12 protein-coding genes and 1 tRNA gene are annotated in these 23,191 nt (G+C 40.9%); 6 read left to right on the forward strand and 7 right to left on the reverse strand.

The window, feature by feature from the left end; translation table 11 throughout:
• Positions 1-6: 6 nt before the first annotated feature.
• Positions 7-2,928, forward strand: a complete 2,922-nt coding sequence (locus CAL6303_RS16845; RefSeq protein WP_015199020.1) for a methyl-accepting chemotaxis protein — start codon at positions 7-9, stop codon at positions 2,926-2,928.
• Positions 2,929-3,020: 92 nt separating this feature from the next.
• On the forward strand, positions 3,021-8,639 hold the full coding sequence (locus CAL6303_RS16850; protein WP_015199021.1) for a response regulator: 5,619 nt from the start codon (positions 3,021-3,023) through the stop codon (positions 8,637-8,639).
• A 202-nt stretch (positions 8,640-8,841) separates the two neighbouring features.
• Here CAL6303_RS16850 and fba read toward each other — a convergent pair whose 3' ends face one another.
• The 3 genes from fba to CAL6303_RS16865 form a co-directional block, all read right to left on the reverse strand.
• Entirely contained in the window at positions 8,842-9,921 is a 1,080-nt protein-coding gene (gene fba, locus CAL6303_RS16855) for a class II fructose-bisphosphate aldolase (protein ID WP_015199022.1), read from the reverse strand.
• Positions 9,922-10,205: 284 nt separating this feature from the next.
• Positions 10,206-10,277: transfer RNA gene (locus CAL6303_RS16860), tRNA-Lys, on the reverse strand.
• 68 nt (positions 10,278-10,345) lie between these two features.
• Complete coding sequence (locus CAL6303_RS16865; protein ID WP_015199023.1) at positions 10,346-11,215, reverse strand: aldose 1-epimerase; 870 nt, start codon at positions 11,213-11,215, stop codon at positions 10,346-10,348.
• Here CAL6303_RS16865 and CAL6303_RS16870 point away from each other — a divergent pair.
• Entirely contained in the window at positions 11,192-11,407 is a 216-nt protein-coding gene (locus CAL6303_RS16870; protein ID WP_144051060.1) for a hypothetical protein, read from the forward strand. The genes CAL6303_RS16865 and CAL6303_RS16870 overlap by 24 nt on opposite strands.
• 223 nt (positions 11,408-11,630) lie before the next feature.
• Here CAL6303_RS16870 and pdhA read toward each other — a convergent pair whose 3' ends face one another.
• Positions 11,631-12,665 carry a pyruvate dehydrogenase (acetyl-transferring) E1 component subunit alpha gene (gene pdhA, locus CAL6303_RS16880; RefSeq protein ID WP_015199024.1) on the reverse strand — a complete coding sequence of 345 codons (1,035 nt, stop codon included), beginning with the start codon at positions 12,663-12,665 and terminating at the stop codon, positions 11,631-11,633.
• A gap of 776 nt (positions 12,666-13,441) precedes the next feature.
• Positions 13,442-15,997 carry a M1 family metallopeptidase gene (locus CAL6303_RS16885; protein WP_015199025.1) on the reverse strand — a complete coding sequence of 852 codons (2,556 nt, stop codon included), beginning with the start codon at positions 15,995-15,997 and terminating at the stop codon, positions 13,442-13,444.
• Positions 15,998-16,305: 308 nt separating this feature from the next.
• Between CAL6303_RS16885 and CAL6303_RS16890 the strand changes: the two genes are divergently transcribed.
• Positions 16,306-17,982, forward strand: a complete 1,677-nt coding sequence (locus CAL6303_RS16890; RefSeq protein WP_015199026.1) for a DUF3352 domain-containing protein — start codon at positions 16,306-16,308, stop codon at positions 17,980-17,982.
• Between the two features lie 240 nt (positions 17,983-18,222).
• On the opposite strand, the gene CAL6303_RS16895 is transcribed toward CAL6303_RS16890, so the two are convergent.
• Complete coding sequence (locus CAL6303_RS16895; RefSeq protein ID WP_015199027.1) at positions 18,223-18,843, reverse strand: cadmium resistance transporter; 621 nt, start codon at positions 18,841-18,843, stop codon at positions 18,223-18,225.
• Positions 18,844-19,073: 230 nt separating this feature from the next.
• On the opposite strand from CAL6303_RS16895, the gene CAL6303_RS16900 reads away from it, so the two are divergent.
• Positions 19,074-19,823 (forward strand): hypothetical protein, encoded by a 750-nt coding sequence (locus CAL6303_RS16900; RefSeq protein ID WP_015199028.1) that lies wholly within the window; start codon positions 19,074-19,076, stop codon positions 19,821-19,823.
• 73 nt (positions 19,824-19,896) lie between these two features.
• Here CAL6303_RS16900 and CAL6303_RS16905 read toward each other — a convergent pair whose 3' ends face one another.
• A complete protein-coding gene (locus CAL6303_RS16905) occupies positions 19,897-20,781 on the reverse strand; it encodes a D-alanyl-D-alanine carboxypeptidase family protein (protein ID WP_015199029.1) in 885 nt (294 codons plus the stop codon).
• A 280-nt stretch (positions 20,782-21,061) separates the two neighbouring features.
• On the opposite strand from CAL6303_RS16905, the gene mnmG reads away from it, so the two are divergent.
• On the forward strand, positions 21,062-22,984 hold the full coding sequence (gene mnmG, locus CAL6303_RS16910; RefSeq protein WP_015199030.1) for a tRNA uridine-5-carboxymethylaminomethyl(34) synthesis enzyme MnmG: 1,923 nt from the start codon (positions 21,062-21,064) through the stop codon (positions 22,982-22,984).
• Positions 22,985-23,191: the final 207 nt, after the last annotated feature.

Genomic DNA, 23,191 nt, shown 5'->3' on the forward strand with positions numbered 1-23,191 from the left:
CAACAAATGGCAGCGAGTATAGACGACGATTACGCGCAGATATATCAACAGGCTCTCACAGCCTATGCAAAACAAAGTTACGAAGAGGCAGCCGCTTTAATTGATCAAGTGGTGCAAAATATACCTAGTGACCCCAACACTCATTTGCTGCGAGGTCATATATATTTCGTTTTGCAGGATTTTGATGTGGCAAAAGCCGAGTATAAGCAGGTGTTGGATTTAACAAAAGATCCAGAAATTACTAGCTTTGCTAAAAATGGTTTAGAAAGTATTGTTCAGTATCAACAACCAACAGAAACTAACGCTAGTGTTGCATTTTCAGAACTTTCTTTCAATACAGAAGCTTCGGTAGTGGGAAATTCAACCCAAGATTTTCTCGAACCATCTTTTGATTTGAATAATGATACTAAGGGGAATAATACTAGTGAGGATTTGTCTTCCTTTGGGAACTTAAATGCCGACTTTGATTTGAGCGTTTTTAGTGATTCTGGCTTGGATAGTGTAGGTCATAATTCATCAGTAACTAATCCCTTTGATTTACCTGCGGATAGTGCCATTTTTGGAAAATCAGGTGATTTATCCCAAAAATCTAGTACTCAAAACCCATTCGCAACTAATCCCAATGATTTAGAACCTGAATCTAATGGAAAGACTGAACTACCGGGATTTTGGCAAGAAGATATAAGTTTGACTGGTGGAGTATCCGCAGCAGTTAAAGAAAATACAACTTTTGGTCAAGCAGATTCGGGCAAAGTTGACGAAGATTTTTCCTTTTCGCAATTCGATTTACCATCTGGTGAGTTGGGAGATTCTTCTAATTTCTTTCTAAACAGTGCTTTTTCTCCAGAAACTACCACTGAGAAAAAATTAAATGTAACAAGTATTGATGAAGCTGTAAAAGCACAAAATGATTCTATAAAAAATGATAATTTAGCATCTAATAGTCAAGAAAGTTCTACCCAGGGAGAAACAAAATCAACATCTGGAACAAATACATTTTCAACTTTTGATTTGACTCCAGAAGCAAAAGCAACCACAGAAGTAAATGATTTGGAAGATAATCATAACTTTGACTTTGAAGCATTCGAGTCTGCCTTTGGCGCTGATAGTCTAATTGATGTAGAAAAAACTGGAGCTGTAACTTCAGGTAACAATACAACTTCTAATAATCAAGTCAAGCAAAATAATATTGAATTCTTGGATGATTTTGATGATTTTGATGATTTGGGTAATATTCCCGGATTTGATTTAACAAATGAATCCTCTTTTGGAGATTCACAATTACGCTCAAATTCATTTACAAGTAGTAAACAGTCTTCAACGAAAGCTTCTGAAGCTAAATCTGTGGGACAACAGCAAAGCGGTGTAAAATCGCCCGGTAACGGGAACCGTGATGATGAGTTATTTAGTATCACTGCATCCCAAGAAGCTATGCCTATTTTTACTAATTCCGATGTTAGTAAAATTGAGCCACATGTAAATTTTGAGCAGGGTTTTCTTGCACCTTTAGAAAATGCTCCTTTACCTAAAAAACAATGGTTTATTGCCGGTGCTGTAGGGATTGCTTCCACCATCGCGGCGGCAATTGTTAGTTATACTGTAAGCAATTTCTTTGCTAACCCTGAACAACGTCAAGCAGTCCAAAATACTGGGTTTTTGATGGCACTAGTAGCTGGGGTTACAGGTGGAGCAACCGCTGGAGTGATGGGAAGTTTGAGCCTGCGTCCGATCCGTCGTTCGACTCAAGATTTGCAAACCCAGTTTGATTTGGTGCGTCAGGGAAATTTGAATGTTCAAGCAACTGTGTATTCCGAGGATGAATTCGGACATTTAGCTGCTGGTTTCAATGAGATGACCAGGGTAATTTTTACTACTACCAATGAAGCTACACGCAAAGCTCAAGAACAGGAAGAAGCTAAAGAAAACTTGCAACGTCAGGTGATTCGTCTCCTGGATGACGTGGAAGGGGCGGCTAGGGGTGATTTGACTGTGCAAGCAGAAGTTACTGCTGACGTTTTGGGAGCAGTTGCGGATGCCTTTAACCTGACAATTCAAAACCTCCGGGATATCGTTCAACAGGTAAAGGTGGCAGCGCGGGAAGTTACCAAAGGAGCTACCAATTCAGAGACATTTGCTAGAGCATTATCTACTGATGCTTTGCGGCAAGCAGAAGAATTGGCGGTGACATTAAATTCTGTTCAGGTAATGACTGATTCGATTCAACGTGTGGCAGAAGCGGCACGGGAAGCCGAAACTGTGGCACGAGATGCCAGCGCGATCGCTATTAAAGGTGGCGAAGCAGTGGAAAACACCGTGGCTGGTATTTTGGAAATTCGAGAAACAGTTGCAGAAACTACTAGAAAAGTCAAGAGATTAGCAGAATCATCTCAAGAAATTTCCAAGATTGTGGCATTGATTTCGCAAATTGCTTCCCGTACTAACTTATTGGCTTTGAATGCTTCCATTGAAGCAGCGCGTGCAGGTGAAGCGGGACGAGGATTTGCAATCGTTGCCGACGAAGTACGGCAGTTAGCAGATAAGTCAGCTAAATCCCTGAAGGAAATCGAACAAATCGTGATGCAAATTCAGAGCGAAACGAGTTCGGTAATGACAGCGATGGAGGAGGGGACACAGCAGGTAATTCAAGGAACCAAGCTAGCTGAAGAAGCCAAGCGATCGCTTGATAACATCATCCAGGTTGCAAACCGCATTGATACCTTAGTTTGTTCCATTACTGCTGACACTGTAGATCAAACCGATACTTCACGAGCAGTCGCTCAAGTTATGCAGTCGGTAGAGTTAACTGCACAGGAAACTTCTCAAGAAGCTCAACGTGTGTCAGGTGCGCTGCAACATTTAGTTGGTGTATCCCGTGACTTGATTGCTTCTGTGGAACGTTTCCGTGTTGAAACTGCTGAATCGAGATAGCACGCTCAACAATTTTTCCTAGTTGTTAACAGTTAACTGCTGACTGTTAACTGTCAAAAACTTCTAACTTTTAACTTCCAACTTTTAAAATTATGCTTTCCGAACAACAGCAGCGGATTTTAGGTTACTTTATCGAAGAAGCGCGAGACCATCTCAATACAATTGAGCAGGGTTTATTAAATCTCCAAGCAACTCTGAACGACTCAGAGATGATTAATGAGGTTTTTCGTGCTGCACACTCGATTAAAGGTGGATCAGCGATGTTGGGTTTGAGCAGTATCCAACGTACTGCTCACCGATTAGAGGATTGTTTTAAAGTTTTGAAGGAAAACCCAATTCAGGTTGACCAAAAGTTAGAATCACTGTTTCTGGGTGTATCTGATACCTTGAAGGTGTTGTTGGAGCATTTGAGTGGACCATTTGGTTTGTCAGAGGAAGCTGCAAAGAACTTGATGTCGGAAGCAGAACCCGTATTTGGCTGGTTAAATGAGCATTTGGAATTGTTGTTGGGACAGCAAACTGGTGCTAATAATATTAAAATTAGTACCCTTGAAACCTCTCAACCAACAGGTTCTAAGGAAAATGTGCCAATTTCTCAAGCTTCTTGGCAAAATTTCCAAACACAAGTTTTGCAGCAATTACGGGAAATGTTGCAGCAATTTAAACAAACAGCAACACCCGAATCTCGCCAAAAATTGATTGCTAATTGTCAGCGTTTAGTGACAGTTGGGGAAGAATTATCTTTAATGAATTGGTGCAGTTTATGCATGGCAACCGAAAGTGCGATCGCTAATGAGGAGAATACCTACCTAACTTTAGCAAAGGTTGTCATTACTGAGATTAAGCAAGCTCTGGAATTAGCACTTGCTAATAGGGATGGGGAAATTACCATTAGTTCCCAATTAGAGGGATTAATGAGTATCCCTGACATCAAGTTATTGGAAATTGATGACAATTTATTCCCAGAACCTACCGATATTAATCGTTCAGAAATTGATCCTAGAGATACTTTTAATAATGCTCCATCAGATGCAGACGCTGATGCAATTAGTAATTTATTTGAATCAGCTGACGAGTCTTTGATCGAAGACAGCGATCGCATCGACGATTTGTTTTATTTGTCTGAAGAAATCCCACAATTATCAGATTTATCCACCACTTTAGACACTGAAGATGACAATCAGATTAACGATTTGTTGGATCTAACTGAACAACTTCAAACTAATGAGCAACTTGCAACAACTAGCTCTACTTCATCAAGTGATAATATCGATAGTTTATTTGAACTTTCAGAACAACTAGATGGTTTATCTGAAACCCCTCAATCACCTAATACCAAAGCTAGTGAGCAAATAGAAAACCTCCTGGAACTAACTAGTCAACTGGAAAATATCGATGATCTTGGTTTTGATGAAGAAGCAAATGATCTAACCACAAGTAATATTTTTGACGCGAATGGACCAGAGGTAGGACTTGCGGAATTAACAGAATTAGATCAATTATTTGGTGATAATAGTCCTGAACTTGAAGTCAATTGGCAAGAACAAGAAATTTCCGAATCTACCACAACAAATCATATAGATACGGAAAACTTTCAATCTGAAGAATTATTTGTCATTAACACTGACGTTGAAGAGTTATTACTTTTTGAAGACAGCACTAATATTCAAGAACGTCAACTTGCTGCAACTCCAAAAGAGGAATTAACAATTGTTCAACTATTTGGTGGTTTTCTAGATGAAACATCAGAAATAGACAGCAAAGCAAATGATTTTATCAGCGTTGATAATATTAATATTACCACCGATAATGATCATAAAATAGCAACGGATGAAGAAAGTGATTTAGATCGGTTGTTCTTAGACGCTTCTGAAAATAATTTTGGCGAAGAAGTTAATTTGTTCGATTTTTCAGATACCAAACAAGAACCTGTTGAAACGGTTACTTTAGCCTACGAAAATTTGAACGGGGCAGCTGTTTTAGAAGCAACATCTTCACTATCTATACCGGAAGACGATTTTAGTGATTTATTTGAAACTACGCAGCCAGCATTCTCGGAATTATCTCCAGTTGATGATGATTTTAGCTCTTTTTGGACACCAGATCAACAAGATGAACGTTCAAATCTCACATCAAATCCTCAACAAGATGTAACTACAGGTTTAGATGATAGTTTCTTTGCAGGAATATCTGAACCAAATGATTTGAATAGTTTAGATCTTGATTTACAACAACATCAATTCGATTTGTTGTTTGTAGAAGATGCTGAAGATGATTTATTTGAACAGTTGGCAGAAGTCGAAAATCCACAGGAAACTAATAGTTTATTATCTGCGGTAGATGAATCATCAACTACATCAGCAGTGGCTGTTGACGATACAATGGAATTATCAGGTTCCAATCAAGGAGCCAAATCGATAGATGATGTAGATCCATTTAGTGTCGAAAATTTAGTAGCTCCTTTAGATGTAACAGACAATAATCCTTTTGCTTTGCATCCTCCAGATAATTATACTGTCGGCAATATTGAAGATCCTTTTGCTATTGGTCTTTCAGATAATCCTGTAGTCGGTAGCAATCAAAATCCGTTTGCTGTGGAAGCAGTACATAATTTTAATGATGATTTATTTGGTATTGAAAAATCCGATATTGATGAAGTTAATGTTTTTGACTCGACATCTACTAATTTATTAAATGAATCTTTAGGGATTACTGATTATTCATTAGATGAGTCAGTAAGTTCAAGTTTAGATTCGTTGGAAACATCAGATAATTCATTAGATGAGTTAGCAAATTTAACTTTAGACTCACTAGAAACATCAGATAATTCATTAGATGAGTTAGCAAATTTAACTTTAGATTCACTAGAAACATCAGATAATTCATTAGATGAGTTAGCAAATTTAACTTTAGATTCACTAGAAACATCAGATAATTCATTAGACGAGTTAGCAAATTTAACTTTAGATTCTCTAGAAACATCAGATAATTCATTAGATGAGTCAGTAAGTTCAAGTTTAGATTCGTTGGAAACATCAGATAATTCATTAGATGAGTCAGCAAATTTAACTTTAGATTCACTAGAAACATCAGATAATTCATTAGATTTCAGTTTAGATTCGTTGGAAGCATCAGATAATTTATTAGATGAATTAAATTATAAATCGGATGAAAATGACCAAGAAATAAACCACCAAACACTACTTTTCGATGAGAAAGAGCAAACAAAAAAAGTAGAAACACTCCCTGCAACAAATCAAAATATAGAGACATTTTCTGAAGAAATATCTCTGACATTCGATGATGACTTAGTAGATTTATTTTCGTTCAATTTGGATGAGATCAGTGATGAAACTACCTCGGAAAATGCAAGCATAGAATTATCTAAAATTATCCAGAATAAAGATGAAATAAATTCGAGCCAGACAACCGAAGAAAACGTCAATAATATTCATGTACTTGATGAATTTGACGAATTAGAAGCATTACTAAACGGAGAGGGAACAACAGAATCCATTGCTGTTGATGATTTTGCAGAATTAGAAGCCTTATTACTAACAGAGACAGAAAAATCACCCCTGACAGCCATAACACCAGCTAATCAAAATATACAGAAAGCTAGTGCATCTGCTGGGATAGAGATAGTCGATGAATTTAGTGATTTGGAAAAACTACTAGGTGATGCTGATAGTAGTATTTCAGCAACCGGAAATGGAATTAATGTAAGCAAAATTCAACGCCAAATTCCGCGTCGAACTGCACGATTTGAGCAGTTGATGAAGGTACCCGTAAAGCACTTAGACGACTTAAGTAACTTGGTGGGTGAATTAGTAGTTAACCGGAACACCCTAGAACAAGATCATGAACGGATGCGTCAATCACTCGATAATTTACTACATCAAGTACATCAGTTGAGTGATGTCGGTGCGAGAATGCAGGAATTATATGAGCGATCGCTTCTGGAATCTTCCCTGCTAGCCACAAGGAAAAATGGTATCACCTTCGGGGGCAGTAATAATAACAATAATAATACTAGCGCGCTGGTTGAAAGCGATCGCGGTTTCAATGAACTGGAGATGGACAGGTTCACACCCTTCCACACCCTTTCCCAGGAAATGATCGAATTAATTGTCCGAGTCAGGGAATCAGCTAGCGATATTGACTTTGTAACTGAAGAAACTGAACGGGTTGCGCGACAATTCCGTCAGGTTACAACCCAAATCCAAGAAGGACTCACCAGAACCAGAATGGTTCCGTTTTCCCAGGTTGCCGACCGCGTGCGTCGTGGTGTGCGCGATAATGCGATTAAGTGCGGCAAACAAGTTGATTTAATTATCGAAGGTCAAGATACCCTAATTGATAAAGTAATTTTAGAGCATCTGACCGACCCACTAGTGCATATGTTGAATAATGCGATCGCGCATGGAATCGAAACCCCAGAGGAACGACAATCGAAAGGGAAACAAGATGTTGGTGTAATTACTGTTCGAGCTTTTCACCAAGGGAACCAAACTGTACTCGCTGTCGGTGATGATGGTGCCGGAATTGACCCGGAAATGGTTAAAGAAAAAGCCATCAGAGTCGGTTTAATTACACCGGAAGATGCCCTCTTCATGTCCCGTACAGAGGTATACGATCTCCTGTTTGAACCCAACTTCAGCACCAAAGACCAAGCTGATGATCTGGCTGGACGTGGTGTGGGGATGGATGTTGTCCGCACAAGCATCACTGAAATTAGAGGTGTAATTAATACCGATTCCCACATTGGTAAAGGTACCACATTTACTATTCGTTTACCTCTGACTCTCAGTATTTGTAAGGCACTATGCTGCGTCTCCGATCGTTCCAAAATCGCCTTCCCGATGGATGGTGTTGAAGACACCCTCGATATCTCACCCAAAAGTGTTCAACAAAACGCCGAAGGTGATTCATATATTATGTGGCGTGATATCCAATTACCATTCAAACCACTTAAAGATCTTTTGACCCTAAATCGTCAACTGAGTCGGGGAAATGTCTATGGTGGCAACCGAGATGATGACATGATTTCAGTTGTAGTAATCCGCTCGGCAAACACCTTAATCGGTCTTCAGGTAGACTTAGTACTCAGTGAACAGGAAATCGTAATTAAACAATTCGAGGGACCAGCACCTAAACCCGTCGGTGTAGCCGGAGCAACGGTACTTGGGGACGGAAGAATTATGGCGATCGCGGATGTTCTAGAAATCATTGATTTATTCCAGGGACGCACATCCAAACAAAGCATTATTAGCTGGGAACCAGTCAGCACGGAAACTGTAGTTGCCAAAGTAGATCCCACAGTTCTCATTGTGGATGACTCAATTACTGTCCGTGAGCTACTTTCACTCACCTTTAACAAAGCTGGATATCGCGTTGAACAAGCTCGTGATGGTCAGGAAGCCTGGGAAAAACTACGCTCTGGACTCCCCTGCGATATCGTTTTCTGTGATATTGAAATGCCCCGTTGCGACGGATTAGAACTACTATCACGCATTCAAAAAGAAAGTAGTCTCAGCCATCTACCCATTGCCATGCTGACATCACGCGGGGCAGATAAGCACAAACAAATGGCAATTAACCTTGGTGCGAGTGGTTACTTCACCAAACCTTACTTAGAAGAAGCTTTGTTAGAAGCTGCTAGCAGAATGCTTAAGGGTGAAAAGCTGGTTGGAAGTGCCAACGCTGGATAACATTTCCCCGGAGAAAAAATCCCGAAAGTATTGATAAATAAATGTTTTCTAGTTATTCAGCAAGCCCTATTTAATGCTTCAAATCAGCAAATCAGCGGGGATAAACTCAACAGACTATAAAACAAAAACAAAGAGACGTAGCAATGCTACGTCTCTACAACAATCGTTTCTATTTTGAAAAACTACTATTACTGATCAAAAACTAAACTTTTGCAGCAGCTTTAGTGAATGCAGCCAATTCACCCTTAGCATACTTAGCAGCAAAATCATCAAGACTTACTTGCTTGATTTTGCTTGCATTACCAGCAGTTTCAAATTGTTGATAACGTTCAGCACAAACCTTCTGCATGTATTTAATAGAGGGTTTGAGGAAGTGACGGGGGTCGAATTCCTTGGGATCTTTTGCCAATGCTTCACGAACAGCAGCGGTGATTGCTAAACGGTTATCGGTGTCGATATTGACTTTACGAACACCGCACTTAATACCTTTTTGAATTTCTTCAACAGGTACACCGTAGGTTTCAGGAATTTGTCCACCATACTGGTTAATCAAAGCAATCAAATCTTCAGGAACTGAAGAAGAACCATGCATTACCAAGTGGGTATTAGGTAAGCGACGGTGAATTTCTTCAATTCGGCTAATTGCCAAAATTTCGCCTGTTGGTTTGCGGGTAAATTTGTAAGCACCGTGGCTGGTACCGATAGCTACTGCTAACGCGTCAACTTGGGTTTGCTCAACAAATTGTACTGCTTCGTCTGGGTCGGTTAGTAGTTGGGAATGGTCGAGTTTGCCTTCAAAACCGTGTCCGTCTTCAGCTTCACCCATACCAGTTTCCAAGGAACCCAAGCAACCGAGTTCACCTTCAACGCTCACACCTAGAGAGTGAGCAACTTTGACCACTTCATGAGTAACGCTGACGTTGTACTCAAAGCTAGCAGGAGACTTAGCATCAGCTTGTAGTGAGCCGTCCATCATAACGCTGGTGAAACCGTGCTTCATTGCTGAGTAGCAAGTTGCAGGCTCGTTACCATGGTCTTGGTGCATCACGATGGGGATATGGGGGTAGGTTTCCACCGCAGCCAAAATCAAGTGACGGAGGAAGTTCTCGCCAGCATACTTACGAGCGCCACGAGAAGCTTGTAAAATTACGGGGCTATCTGTTTCATGGGCAGCCTGCATGATTGCCTGAATCTGCTCCAAGTTATTAACGTTAAAAGCTGGGATGCCGTAACCGTTCTCAGCAGCATGATCCAACATTAAACGCATTGGTACGAGCGCCATAGATAGTCCTCCTAGTGTGGTTATAAGCTAGTTTATTCGAGACAAGCGTAGATTATTACGCTAATCTTAAGATTTTTTTCAAGTTCTTATAGGAAATTATAACTAGTGATGGGTGCTTATGTTGAAAAAGTTTAAGTTGGAAATCAGAAATTAAGCCCTGAATCAGAATAAGTTAACAAGAGTTAACAACAAAAAATTATGAGCTACAGATCGTTTAATATCTGTAGCTCAGGATTCAGTATCTTCAATTTTCCAGTTTGAATTTTTAGTCTATATCTAAAAAATGGGTCGCCTGGGATTCGAACCCAGGACCAGTCGGTTAAAAGCCGAATGCTCTACCACTGAGCTAGCGACCCTCGCCCGAAACTTTCTTTCCAAGCTTTATCACTTTAGCATACAGATCTGGATTTTTGTAAAGGGGTTTCTAAATAAATTTTGCGGTGAGTTTAATTGAGGTGGCATAACTAGCCCCTGGTTCCAATATTGTTAGCTTTTCTGCTGTGTTGATGGAGTTGCGAGGGGCACTCCAAGGTTCTAAACAGTAAAAATCTTTGCCTTTGAGTGTCCAGAAGACAAGGGTGGAGAATACGTCATCGTAGTCTAGGGTTAGTTGCAGTTGCCGTTGACTATCTGTAACGGTGGCTGATTTCCCGCTGATTTTTTTAAAGGCTACGTCGATTTCTTCTTGGTTGTAGTCAAAGTTGCCGCTAAATGGTTTAATTTCCTGGGTTTTGTGGTCGAAGTATTCCTGCGCGGGAATCTCAAATTTCAATTTGGTTTTATCTTTGACGTTGAAGTAGGGGTGAAACCCAAAAGAAAAAGGCATTGATTTGGCTGACTTATTGAGATAATGCTGAGAAACTGTCAGGCTATTGCCCTCAAGGCGATAGGTAAATGTCACTTGGAAATCAAAAGGGTAAACAGCCTTGGTGGTTTCAGTTGAGTTCAGGGTTACTTGCAGAGAAACGCCTTGTTCCTGGAGGCTTCCTAGGGGAATCCAAGGCAAATCGCGGGCAAAACCATGTTGTTTGAGGTTGTACTGCTTGGCAGCAACTGTATAAGTGTTTTCAGGAAGATTTCCACAGATGGGAAACAAAATGGGGTTGCCACCGCGCACGCTGAGTTCGGGATTGGTAAATCTTTCTTCGTCCAAATAAAAGATTTCTTCCCCGTTGACGCGCCATTTGGTGATAATACCACCGCGTTCTGGCACAACTTCTAGTTGGGAGTTGGTGCTGTCATCTGTGAGAATGTAGGTTTTGTATTGGTTTTGTTGGAGAGAGATGGAGTACATAGTTTTGATGGGGAAGTAGGGGAGGTAGGGGAGGCAGGGGAGGTAGGGGAGGTAAGGGAGGCAGGGGAAGTAGGGGAGGCAGGGGAAGTAGGGGAGGTAAGGGAGGCAGGGGAAGTAGGGGAGGTAAGGGAGGCAGGGGAGGTAAGGGAGGCAGGGGAAGCAGGGGAAGCAGGGGAAGTAGGGGGAAAATAATTAGAAAGCGATTATTTGTATCGGCGATTTTGCGGAATTACGTTTGTTGGGGTCAAAATAGACGGCAAAGAGGCTGTGGCTTCTTACCTATACTCCGTAACGCTTGTCGCCGAGGAGAAGGGCTTACTCTCCCTACTAGAAAGCCCCCTTCCCTCTGCTTTCTCGGTAAAGGATGCTCAAAAAAAACCCCTGGTTGATTTTCAGGGATTCTGGGGAAGTTAAATTACTTGTCTTCGGCAAAGATATAGCGATACAACTCCCTGGGGTCGGGTTCGGGACTGCTTTCGGCAAATGTTACCGATTCTTCCACCTCTAGCTGAATCTTTTTATCGATTGCTTTGAGTTCTTCGGCTGTTGCCAAGTTCATGTCTACTAATTGACCTGCCAATTTTTTGATGGGGTCACGGGCAAGCCAAAATTCTTTCTCTTCCTTGCTGCGTAACTCGTCGGGGTCAGCTAAGGAATGTCCTCGGAAGCGGTAAGTTAATGCTTCGATGAGGGTGGGACCTTCCCCGGCACGGGCACGACGGACGGCTTCTTTGGCGGTGGTATAGACTGCCAAAACATCCATCCCATCAACTTCTACTCCAGGCATATTAAATACACTGGCTTTTTTGTAGATTTTGGGGTCAGATGTGGCGCGTTCATGTGCCATTCCAATTGCCCATTTGTTGTTTTCTACAACGAAGAGGATGGGCAAATTCCATAATGCTGCCATATTCAATGTTTCAAAAAATTGACCATTGTTACAGGCACCATCACCGAAAAAGCAAGCAGTGACTTGATCCGCGCTGGTATCACCCATTACTTCTTTGCGATACTTACTTTGAAATGCAGCACCTGCTGCTACGGGAATACCTTCGGCAATGAACGCATATCCACCGAGCATTCGATGTTCGGCAGAGAACATGTGCATCGAACCACCGCGCCCCTTACTGCAACCTGTGGCTTTGCCAAATAGTTCTGCCATGACTTCGTTGGCTGGAACTCCAGCGCTGAGGGCATGAACGTGGTCACGATAGGTGCTGGAAACGTAATCTTCTCCGGGTCGCATTGCCTTAATTACGCCACTGGAGACGGCTTCTTGACCATTGTAGAGGTGGACAAAGCCGAACATTTTACCGCGATAGTACATTTCAGCGCATTTGTCTTCAAACATGCGTCCTAGTACCATATCGCTGTACAGGAGCAAACCTTCTTGTTTGGTGATTTGCGCGATCGCTGGATCGAATTGAGGTAAGGTGCGTTCTTGAACCATTATTTTTTTAGTATCCCCGTAGTAACACTCAAAGTTACTTGCTTTCCTTGATTTTTCTTTGGCTTAGTAGGCACCGATATGGTCAACCTAGCAGGTTATTAACTTGCTTTAATAGCATATCTACTACAAGGGATGATTCCACCTGTGGCAATAGACTATCAATTAGGATAGCTTGCTTTCTGCATACCCATTAACAATTTAGCGGATTGTGTTCACCAATTCACCGCTTGCAGGAATCTTGATCAAAAAAATGTCCCAAATGCCCACGGCAACGGCGATAATGTACTTTAACCCTATTCATGAAAAATCACTATGTCTATTGATGTAGCGATCGCGCTTTTAATGGGAGCTTTCTTGGTTCAAAGCCCTCAGGCTGAAGCCTCGTGCTAATGGGAGTTGTGTCTACACCGTAGGCTTTTCAAGGGAGGCTAGGGGCAGGCTGTAAACTTTGATATGATTTTCACGCTTTTGATTCATACAACTTTTGTGTCATCGACTGGTTCCTAGGCTCTGCCTGGGAACCCAAGCCAGAGGCTCTGCCTCTTGCCCAGAGTGGAGGCAGAGCCTCCAACTCTGTATTCCTTGCCGGAAACAAGGAACAAGTTATTTCACAGATATTGTATGAACTTTTAGCTCAAAAAAAGTACAGAGTCAAGAGCCTAGGCTAGGGGAGATCTCTAAGTGCCTAAAATCACTCCTAAATACTTTTCAAACAACCTCTTAGGAAGACGCAAGTTACGCAATGACAAAACTCCACTTTTCACGATGGATAAGGTTTAAGAATCGACTTTGCTGTTTTTGGCTTCTAGGTTTTCTAACCGACTGCGTAATTCTTGGTTTTGTTTTTTGAGTTGATCAAATTCTTCCCGTAACTGCTTTAATGCACTATCAGAACCAATGTTTTTCTGAATGTTGTTGATTTCTTCTTCCGCAATCCGCCTAACTCGTTCGTGGCTGGTTTGTTGTGATAGGCTTTGTAAGATGCCGATGGCTTTGGAGGTTTCCATTTGTCCGAGGGCAATTACTACAGAAATTTGAGTGAGGAAGAAGCTTTCTTTGGCAAGTTCTGCTAACTTTTCTAAAATGCGTTCGATACTGGTATTATTTTGACCTGTGGAAATTTTACCGAGGGAACGAATCGCGGTTAAACGTAGTGGTTGGGGGGTTCCTGACTTCGTGTATTCCAGGATGAGATCTAATGCTGCTTCCGAAGTCTTGAGTTCTGCTAATCCAGCGATCGCACCACTGCGGAAAACCTCATTCCAACCAGCTTTTTCTTCTAAGACTGATTTTAACAGTTTGATGGCTTTTTCTTCTTTGGATTTTTCTTCGTTAATTGCTGCTGTGACTGCACCAATTGCCCGACATGCTGCTGCTTCTACATAATAGCTAGCGTCGCCTGTTTGAATGATTTGTTTTAGTGCTTTGTAACTGTCGATGGTTTTGATTTTTGCTAAGGATTCCACTACAGAACGTCGCACGTATGGACTTTCATCTGTTAAACCAATTATCAAGGCATCAAAGCTTTGATCTAATTTTACTTTGGCTATTTGCTTGGCTACCTCTACCCTGACACCCCAAAATAAATCTTTCTGTAATGCCCATGATAATGCCTTGAGTGCCTCTAAACCACCTTTTTTCGCTAAAGCAGAGGCGGCATGAATTCGGGAGATGGGGTCAGGATCTAACTCTAATTGGGCTTTGAGTTCTGGTACCGGATATTCGAGTTTTACGGTTTTTAGGAAGTTGTTTCCTACGTCAAAGCTGATAAATGGGGGTTTTTCCTCAAGGGGAAAGTAGAAGGTTTGTTCTTTTTCGTGAATCCGCACCGTAAAGACTTTTTCATTGCCAAAACCGATGGGCATCCGTAAGTCGAATAAATCTTCTTGGGTTTGTTTAACTGTGACTTTGGCTAAGTTTGCCTCCCCATCCCAGGAGTAGGCAACATTAAATTCGGGATGTCCACCACGGTACACATATTGATCAAATAAAAATGTCAGATTGCGTCCGGTGGTTTTTTCTATTGCCCTTAATAAGTCTATAGTTTCAACGGTTTTGTGGGCATTTTCCTGAACAAAGGTTTGAATTGCTTGCCAAAATAAATCTTCTCCCAATTCCACCCGCAGCATATGATAGACACAGGCACCTTTTTCGTAGATGTGACGATCATAAAGTTCGATTGCTTGACGGTAAACATGTGTCACCATGGGGCGACGGTAACGTTCGGCATCTTCAGCTAAGTAACTTCGGGCATCTTGGAGACGGTAATAGGCTGCTTCTTCACTACCATATTCCTTTTCCGTCCACATGGTTTCCGAATATGTTGCCATCCCTTCCTTGATCCAAGCATGAGACCAATGTTTTATAACAACTAAATCACCAAACCATTGATGTGCAAGTTCGTGAACTACTAAGCTTTCTGTGTTGCGGTTGTCAATTGCGGCTTTTTCATCTAGCAAACACCTATCTGTTAGCACCGTGGTGGAAGTGTTTTCCATCCCCCCAAAGATAAAATCATCCACGCAGACTTGAGCATATTTAGGAAAAGGGTAAATATAGCCGTATTTTTGGCTGAGAAACTCCATCATCTGGGGAGTTTTGCCCATACTGCGTTTCGCGTTTTCCTCCCGTCCCTTTTCTACGTAGTAGGTGACAGCTTTGCCATTCCATTCATCCCGAATTTCGGCAAAGTCACCTACAGTTAATGTCATCAAGTAGGTGGGGTGAATCTCTTTTTGGAACCAGTGGTAAATTTGTTCTTTCCCTTGTGTTTCCGTGGCAATCAACTCACCATTAGAAATTGCCATGAAACCCTTGGGAACTTTGACACGGATTTCACTGGTGGATAATTGTCCCGGATAATCGAAACATGGGAACCAAAAACGGGAATCTTCGTCTTCTCCCTGTGTCCAAACTTGAGTAGGTTTGTTGGGGTAATGTTTTTCTGGTTGAATAAAATAAATACCGCGTTGTGGACTTTGGCAAGAATAAGCGATCGCTATTTTTATCTGTTGGTTAATTTCCGTGGGTACAGTCAGCTTAATCTGTAGCTGTTCTCCATCATAATCAAAGCTTTGGGCAACACCATCAACATCCACAGATGTAATATTCAAGTTCACCGCATCTAGGGTTAAACTACTGATGCGATCGCGTATCGGCTTCAATGTAACAGTACAAGTACCCTGGTAACTTTGATTGCCTATATCTAAACTAATATCAAGAAATATATGCTCAACCTGTCCAGGACGATCAGGGTTATAGTGGGGCTTAGATCCTGGTAACTCAAATGACTTATGACGCTTATTTTCGGAATCGAAATAGGATTGCAACATTGACACTCAATAACCTTAATTATCCTGAAACTCTATATTAAATCAGTCAACAGTGGACATCCAAGTTATTAGGACTAAAAACCGCCTAAACTAATTTTTTCACAAAAATCATATACATTTACGGATTTATTCCTAAAGATGTTGAAGTAGTCCTAGGAACTACTTTTTTCAATAACTAGTGTGTAATATTACTCATGTTATCAGTAATTTTTCATGAAATAATCTACTAAAAATATAGATCCGCGAAGTCTACAATGACGGTTTCAGTAATGCAGACGACAATTTAAACAAAGTGAGGAGTGATTCACATGGCTGAAAATAAGAATAACTTAAAATTTTTAATACCTGCTGTTGGTGGGGCAGTTTTGGTAGTAGGGGGTTTCGCAGCATACAATTTACTGCTACGTGGACCCTCTGGTGATGTTTCTGGTGCCATCGGCAGTGCTAAAGTAATTCCCGATGATGCCATCGCGGCAGCATATATTACCACCGATCCCCAAGCTTGGGCAAAATTCCAGGAATTTGGCACTCCCGAAGCTCAAAAGCTGTTGGCTAAGAGTTTGGATGAAATGAATAAGAGTATAGCCAAGGAAGGTACAATTTCCTACGATAAAGACATCAAACCCTGGATTGGGGGTGTGATGGTGGGATTTTTACCACCAGGTAATGTTAAATCTGTCCAAAACCCTCCTAAAGCGACTTCTGAACCTAATCCTTTAGTTGTGCTAGGAATCAAAGACAAATTAGCAGCTTTAGAATTCAGTAAAAAGTTAAAGTCACAAAAAGACGTTCAAGCTAAAGAAACTGACTACAAAGGCGAAAAAATCACCGAATTTGCCGCAAGTGGGAAGCCGATGTATATGGCAGTTCTGAGTAATAATACTTATATTGCCCTTTCCCAAGACAAACGTGCAGTTGAGCAATCCATTGATACAGTTAAAGGAGAACCCTCCTTCGCTAGTAAAAAAGGTGCAACTGAACTTTTATCAAAGGGAACCGAACTCAAAAACACCCTAGCGCAAGTTTATCTCCCTGATTACGCAGGTTTGGTAGAAAATACAATTAAAGGTAATCCCCAGGCTAGCACACTACCCCCGCAAGCATTAGAGCAAATTAAAGCAGTTAAATCCATGGTTGCAGGTGTGGGAATCGATGATGCTGGTATCCGGATGAAGGCTGTAGCCAATACAGATCCCAGCTTAATTAAATATCAGTATGAAAATAGTCAGTCAAAAGTAGTTAATCAGTTTCCCGCAGAAACCTTTGCTTTTGTCAGTGGGCAAGGAATTAGTAAAGCTTGGACAGCATTTACCGAACAGGCAAAAAATTACCCTGAACTTAACCAAGGAATCCAACAAGCGCGGACACAATTACAACAACAAGCTAAACTAGACCTAGATAAAGAAGTCTTTGGTTGGATGGATGGAGAATTTGCACTAGGTGCAATCCCCTCAAATCAAGGCTTACTAGCAAGCACTGGCTTTGGTGGTGCGTTAGTATTTCACACAAGCGATCGCAAAACTGCCGAAAGTACCCTAGGAAAACTCGACAGCCTGCTCAAAGCACAAAATATTCAAGTTGCCAAGCGTAAAGTAGGTGATAAAGATATTACCGAATGGCAAGTTCCCCAACAAGGTGCTATAGCTGGACACGGTTGGTTAGATAAAGATACCTTATTTGTTGCTTTAGGCGGTCCAATTACAGATACTATTGTTGCAAACAAAGGTAAAACCCTAGATAGTAGTGATTCCTTCAAAAGCATTACCGGATCACTACAAAAACCCAACGGTGGCTATTTTTACTTAGATATGGATCAAACCATGACAATAGCTAACCGTCTAGGAGGAGTAAGTAAATCCATGCCTCCCGAAACTGCCGCTGTCATCAATTCAATTCGTGGAATCGGCATGACAGCAAATAGTTCCGATAAATCCACTAGCCAAATGGAAGTTTTACTGTCCCTGAAACCCAAATCAGCAAAATAGATATTACACAAACCCCCGTAGAGACGCGATGTATCGCGTCTTTTTGTGTTTTTATGCTTTTGTAATTAGGGCTTGCTGAATAACTATAAAACGTTTATTTATCAACACTTTCGGGATTTTTTCTCTGGCTAAAGTGCAAGGAAATAAGGGTAAAACTGTTCCCTGTTGCCTATTCCCTGTTCCCTGCCCTCACTAGAAGACTTTTACAGCAAGCCCTAATTAGCTAATCAGGTAACTTAGTTACTGCATCAACCCAAATGTTCCACTATCAAACAAAATATAAATTCCCAAACCAATTAAAACTAGTGGCGTTAATATCTGCCCATAGCGGCTAAAAACACTACCCACAAATCGATAACGAGTTAAATAATATCCCAAACCACACCAAATACCCACCATCACATAAAAAACAGCAAGTGTGATCACAAGTTTTTGCCAATTACTGCTGGCAAACAAAGACAAATAGATACTAATATTATCAGCCCCATTCGCCACCGTCACAGCAGCAACTGTATAAACTTGAGGATTAATTAAATTGCCAAAAAAGTTTATTTTACTATTAACATTTTCATTAACTAATTGAATTTCTTCCTCTTCATTATCTTCCTTAAATAACTTATAAATTCCCATAATAATTGGTAAAAATCCTAATAAACCAATAATCGGGCGTTTAATTACTAAGCCACCAAAAAAACCCGGTAAACTAGCAATAACTAATATTGTGAACCCTAAATATTGACCAATAACAATGTGCTGCTTCCGAGTGCGGGAATCCTCCCGAGCAAAAAACAATATCAAGACCATAATATCATCGAGATTCGTCCCGATAAATGCGGTGATGGCACTGGCTAATGCATCCATATAAAACGTCAAGTTAAAGACAAAAAATCATACCACTTCTAATTCAACACCATTCCCATAGATATTCCCTAGTGCTTAAGTTGTCTCTTTCCCTTCTTTAAGTGTGACACTTTATAGTACGGAATACTTAGCTATTTCATAGATACCACACTATCCTAAGATGTTATTCCATTGCCTTGAAAAATAAGGGGTCATCAAAACTCGTACAGTCGCAATGGAGACATCAGAAAATGATTACAAGTCGAAAATTTCTAGCAAGTCTGGTGTTTCTCGGTTTTGTAGGGATTGAAATTCCTTATCTGGCTTCAACCCAAGTTCAAGCACAAAGTTCTGCACAGTCGGCAGTAGGTAATGCAGTTGCCTTTTCTTGTAATGATACAGAAGCAACAATTAAAAATAAACGCGCCAAGGGAATCACCTTTGGGACAAAAAGCATCTACATTGGTTATCGACAAGTAACTTCCAAGAACAAAAATCCAATCCTTATTAGCTTTCAAAATTCAGTTCGTCAGTGGTGCAGAGAAGACTATGAAGTAACTGGCGATGATGGCACAGGTTACGGTTTAATTTGGGATGGTGCTAACAACCTCTATGGTGTATTTAGTGCCACAGGAACTCAGGGAACACCAAGTCAAGATTTTCGGCGCTTTGCCACTTTTGGTTGGTTGCCTACCTACGGCAGCGGTGGAGGTCCTAAAGTTTCGATTATTGCCAAAATCGATCCTGCCAATGGTAATGTCAGCCATGCTACTTTTGTCACAGCTTTACTTTCCACTGGTAAGAGTAATTCTCTCACCGTTGAGAATCTCAAATTGACGGGAGGTGCCTTAACTGTTGAAAGTAAATCTTGGTCTTCTCCACGTCGTGCAGACAAATCTAGGATGACTTGTTCAGGATCATCTCCATTTCGTTACACCATAACTTTTACGTCCTTACTAAATTTTGTGACTAGTGTAAGTGCTGATAGTAGGTGTCGTTAAATTCAATAAATTGCTTGTAGAGACGTTCCGGTGGAACGTCTTTCCACATTCCATGATATTTCAAGAAAATGCACTAAATTGGAGTCAACCAATAAGTAACACCTCTAACTAGTTTCTTTCTCAAACCAAATTCCGGTAATTTTGCTTCCGCAACTCCGACATAAGTCCAATGCGGTGTGTCATTCTCCACAGTTTGAAACCAACCATGTTCATTTAAAGCCCGTCTTTGCGACTGCTTTGATACCCTTAAATCAATTGCTAATCCCCAAAGATGCTGTGAAGAACCAGGTGGTGCAACTACCGCTAAAATGCGAGTTTCTTTACCCTGTCTTACCAATTCTAAAGTTCTATCATTCGCATATTTACGCCAAAATCTTAAAGTTGTTTGGTAAGTGCGAGTACAATCACCTCCGCCATTTCCCGATTTGAGAGGGATTCGCACTTGTTGATTTGCAGCATTAAATGCATCTGCTGCACTTTTTTGGAGGACACAAGCATTTCCACTATTTACCTTCCCTTTAATTAAAGTACTTTGGAATGCTTGAGTTTCTTGAGCATTAGAAAAAATAACTTTTCCAGGCAAATTAACTTGATTATTACTATTTATAAATGGTGAGCCATATTGACGTAATAGAATATATTCAAATGTCTGAGGAATAGGTACTGGAGATAACCTTGGTGTTACAGCAGATAAAAAACGTTCTTGAGGAGGTAAAATCCGGTTTTGAGTTATGACTGGAGAACTGGAAATGGAAGGCAGGCAATTATGATTTTTGGTATATGTTTGATTAATAGAATCGGAAGTGTCACAGTTATCCGAAACTTCGACGCTTTCAGTTATTGAAAGATTAGCAGCATTATTTACTGTCGCCACAGAAAAAATAATCAAGCTAAAAATCGTAACAAAGCAGAAAAATAGAATTCTTTTCCAGAGCTTTTGACTTAATTTCACTATCATTTATGAATGAACTAAAATAATATATTATATTTCAATAATATTTTTCAATGGGATAGTAACCTTAACATTGAATTAACTCTCAATCTCACAAATTTAAGTCTTAGATAGACACATAGCAGATGTTTTTCGTGATGTGGGTCATTTGCAGACCTAACATGTACTGCCTCCCTCTGAATCTTTTTGGCTACTGTTTGCTTTCCGGAACTCCTCTTTAGCTACTTTTTCCGCTAATATATTAGCTAATGTTGACAATATCTTCCCAGCTTGCTGTTAGTTAAGTATGACCATGCACAATTCTGTAGAATTTCAAGACGTTTTCGATGTCATTATCGTCGGTGCGGGTCACTCCGGCTGCGAGGCAGCCCTAGCAACAGCGCGTCTGGGATGTCGCACCCTCTTATTAACCTTAAACTTAGATAAAATCGCTTGGCAACCCTGTAACCCCGCTGTGGGGGGTCCAGCTAAATCCCAGTTAACCCACGAAGTTGATGCTTTAGGTGGGGAAATTGGGAAAATGGCAGACCGCACCTACCTCCAAAAGCGTATCCTCAATTCTTCACGCGGACCTGCTGTTTGGGCTTTACGCGCCCAAACGGATAAGCGGGAATACGCGGCAATTATGAAGGGAATTATCGAGAATCAAGAAAACTTGATGGTTCGGGAAGCAATGGTTACAGATCTAGTCCTAAATAACAATGGTGAAGTTATTGGTGTAGAGACGTATTTCGGCGTAGCTTTCGGTTGTAAAGCTGTAATTCTGACAACTGGAACCTTTTTAGGTGGGAAGATTTGGGTAGGCAACAAATCTATGGCTGCCGGACGTGCAGGAGAATTTGCTGCTGAAGGATTAACCCAAACTCTACAAAGACTAGGTTTTGAAACTGGTAGACTCAAAACAGGTACACCTGCACGAGTTGATAAACGCTCAGTTGACTACAGCCGGATGGATTTACAGCCAGGTGATACAGATGTTCGTTGGTTTAGCTTTGACCCAGATGCATGGGTAGAACGGGAACAAATACCGTGTCACTTAACTAGGACAACTGCGGAAACCCATCGCCTAATTCGGGAAAATTTACACTTATCTCCAGTGTATGGTGGTTGGGTAGAAGCCAAAGGTCCACGTTATTGTCCCAGCATCGAAGATAAAATTGTCCGCTTCGCCGATAAAGAAAGCCATCAGATTTTTATTGAACCGGAAGGAAGGGATATTCCTGAACTTTATATTCAGGGATTTTCCACAGGTTTACCAGAAAATTTACAACTTCAACTACTGCGTACCCTCCCAGGTTTAGAAAGCTGTTTGATGTTACGTCCAGCTTATGCGGTGGAATATGATTACTTACCTGCGACACAATGTTTTCCCACTTTGATGACAAAGAAAATTGCTGGGTTATTTTGTGCTGGGCAAATTAATGGTACAACTGGCTATGAGGAAGCCGCAGCCCAAGGAATTGTTGCGGGGATTAATGCAGCAAGGTTTGCACGAGGTCAGGAAATGATTATATTTCCACGAGAGCAAAGCTACATCGGAACCTTGGTGGATGACTTGTGTACTAAAGATTTACGCGAACCTTACCGAATGCTGACAAGTAGATCTGAGTATCGCTTGATTTTGCGTTCTGATAATGCTGATCAACGTTTAACGCCATTGGGACGAGAAATTGGCTTAATAGACGATCGTCGCTGGGATTTATATACCCACAAGCAAGACAATATTAATGCAGAGAAACAGCGGCTACATGAAACGAGAGTGAAGGAAAATGATGAGGCTGGAAAGTCAATTTTTGCAGCCACTCAGCAAGCAATTAGAGGCTCGATTACTCTAGCTGATTTACTACGTCGTTCCGGATTTCACTATGCTGATTTAACCAAATTTGGGCTGGGAGATAGCAAGCTGAATCGAGTAGAAACAGAGGGTGCGGAAATTGATATCAAATATTCAGGTTATTTGGCAAGACAACAAACTCAAATTGAGCAAATTACTCGTCAGGCAAATCGTCATTTGCCACCAGATTTAGACTATGCAGCAATTAACACCCTATCTCAAGAAGCACGGGAGAAGTTAAATCAGGTAAAACCACTGACAATTGGTCAAGCATCACGTATTGGCGGTGTTAATCCTGCTGATGTTAATGCCTTACTGATATATTTAGAAATTCGTAAAGCCCATATTCAGAAAGAGTTTTCAGCATTTTCATAGAAAAAACTTCATGAAGCTCGATTATAGTAGTAGGGTAAACACCAAAAAGACGAGTATGATAGATGACATTGAATATCATTCGTATCACTGTCAGGATCGTCAGTATAAAAGTTAAATAAAATACAATATCTTAGTTACCCTTCTGTTTTGAGATCGGTAATTATGTAAAAAATCCAACACCTACATTCTGACGGAGAAGGTAGTAAA

This window comes from Calothrix sp. PCC 6303 (assembly GCF_000317435.1).
GTDB lineage: Bacteria > Cyanobacteriota > Cyanobacteriia > Cyanobacteriales > Nostocaceae > PCC-6303.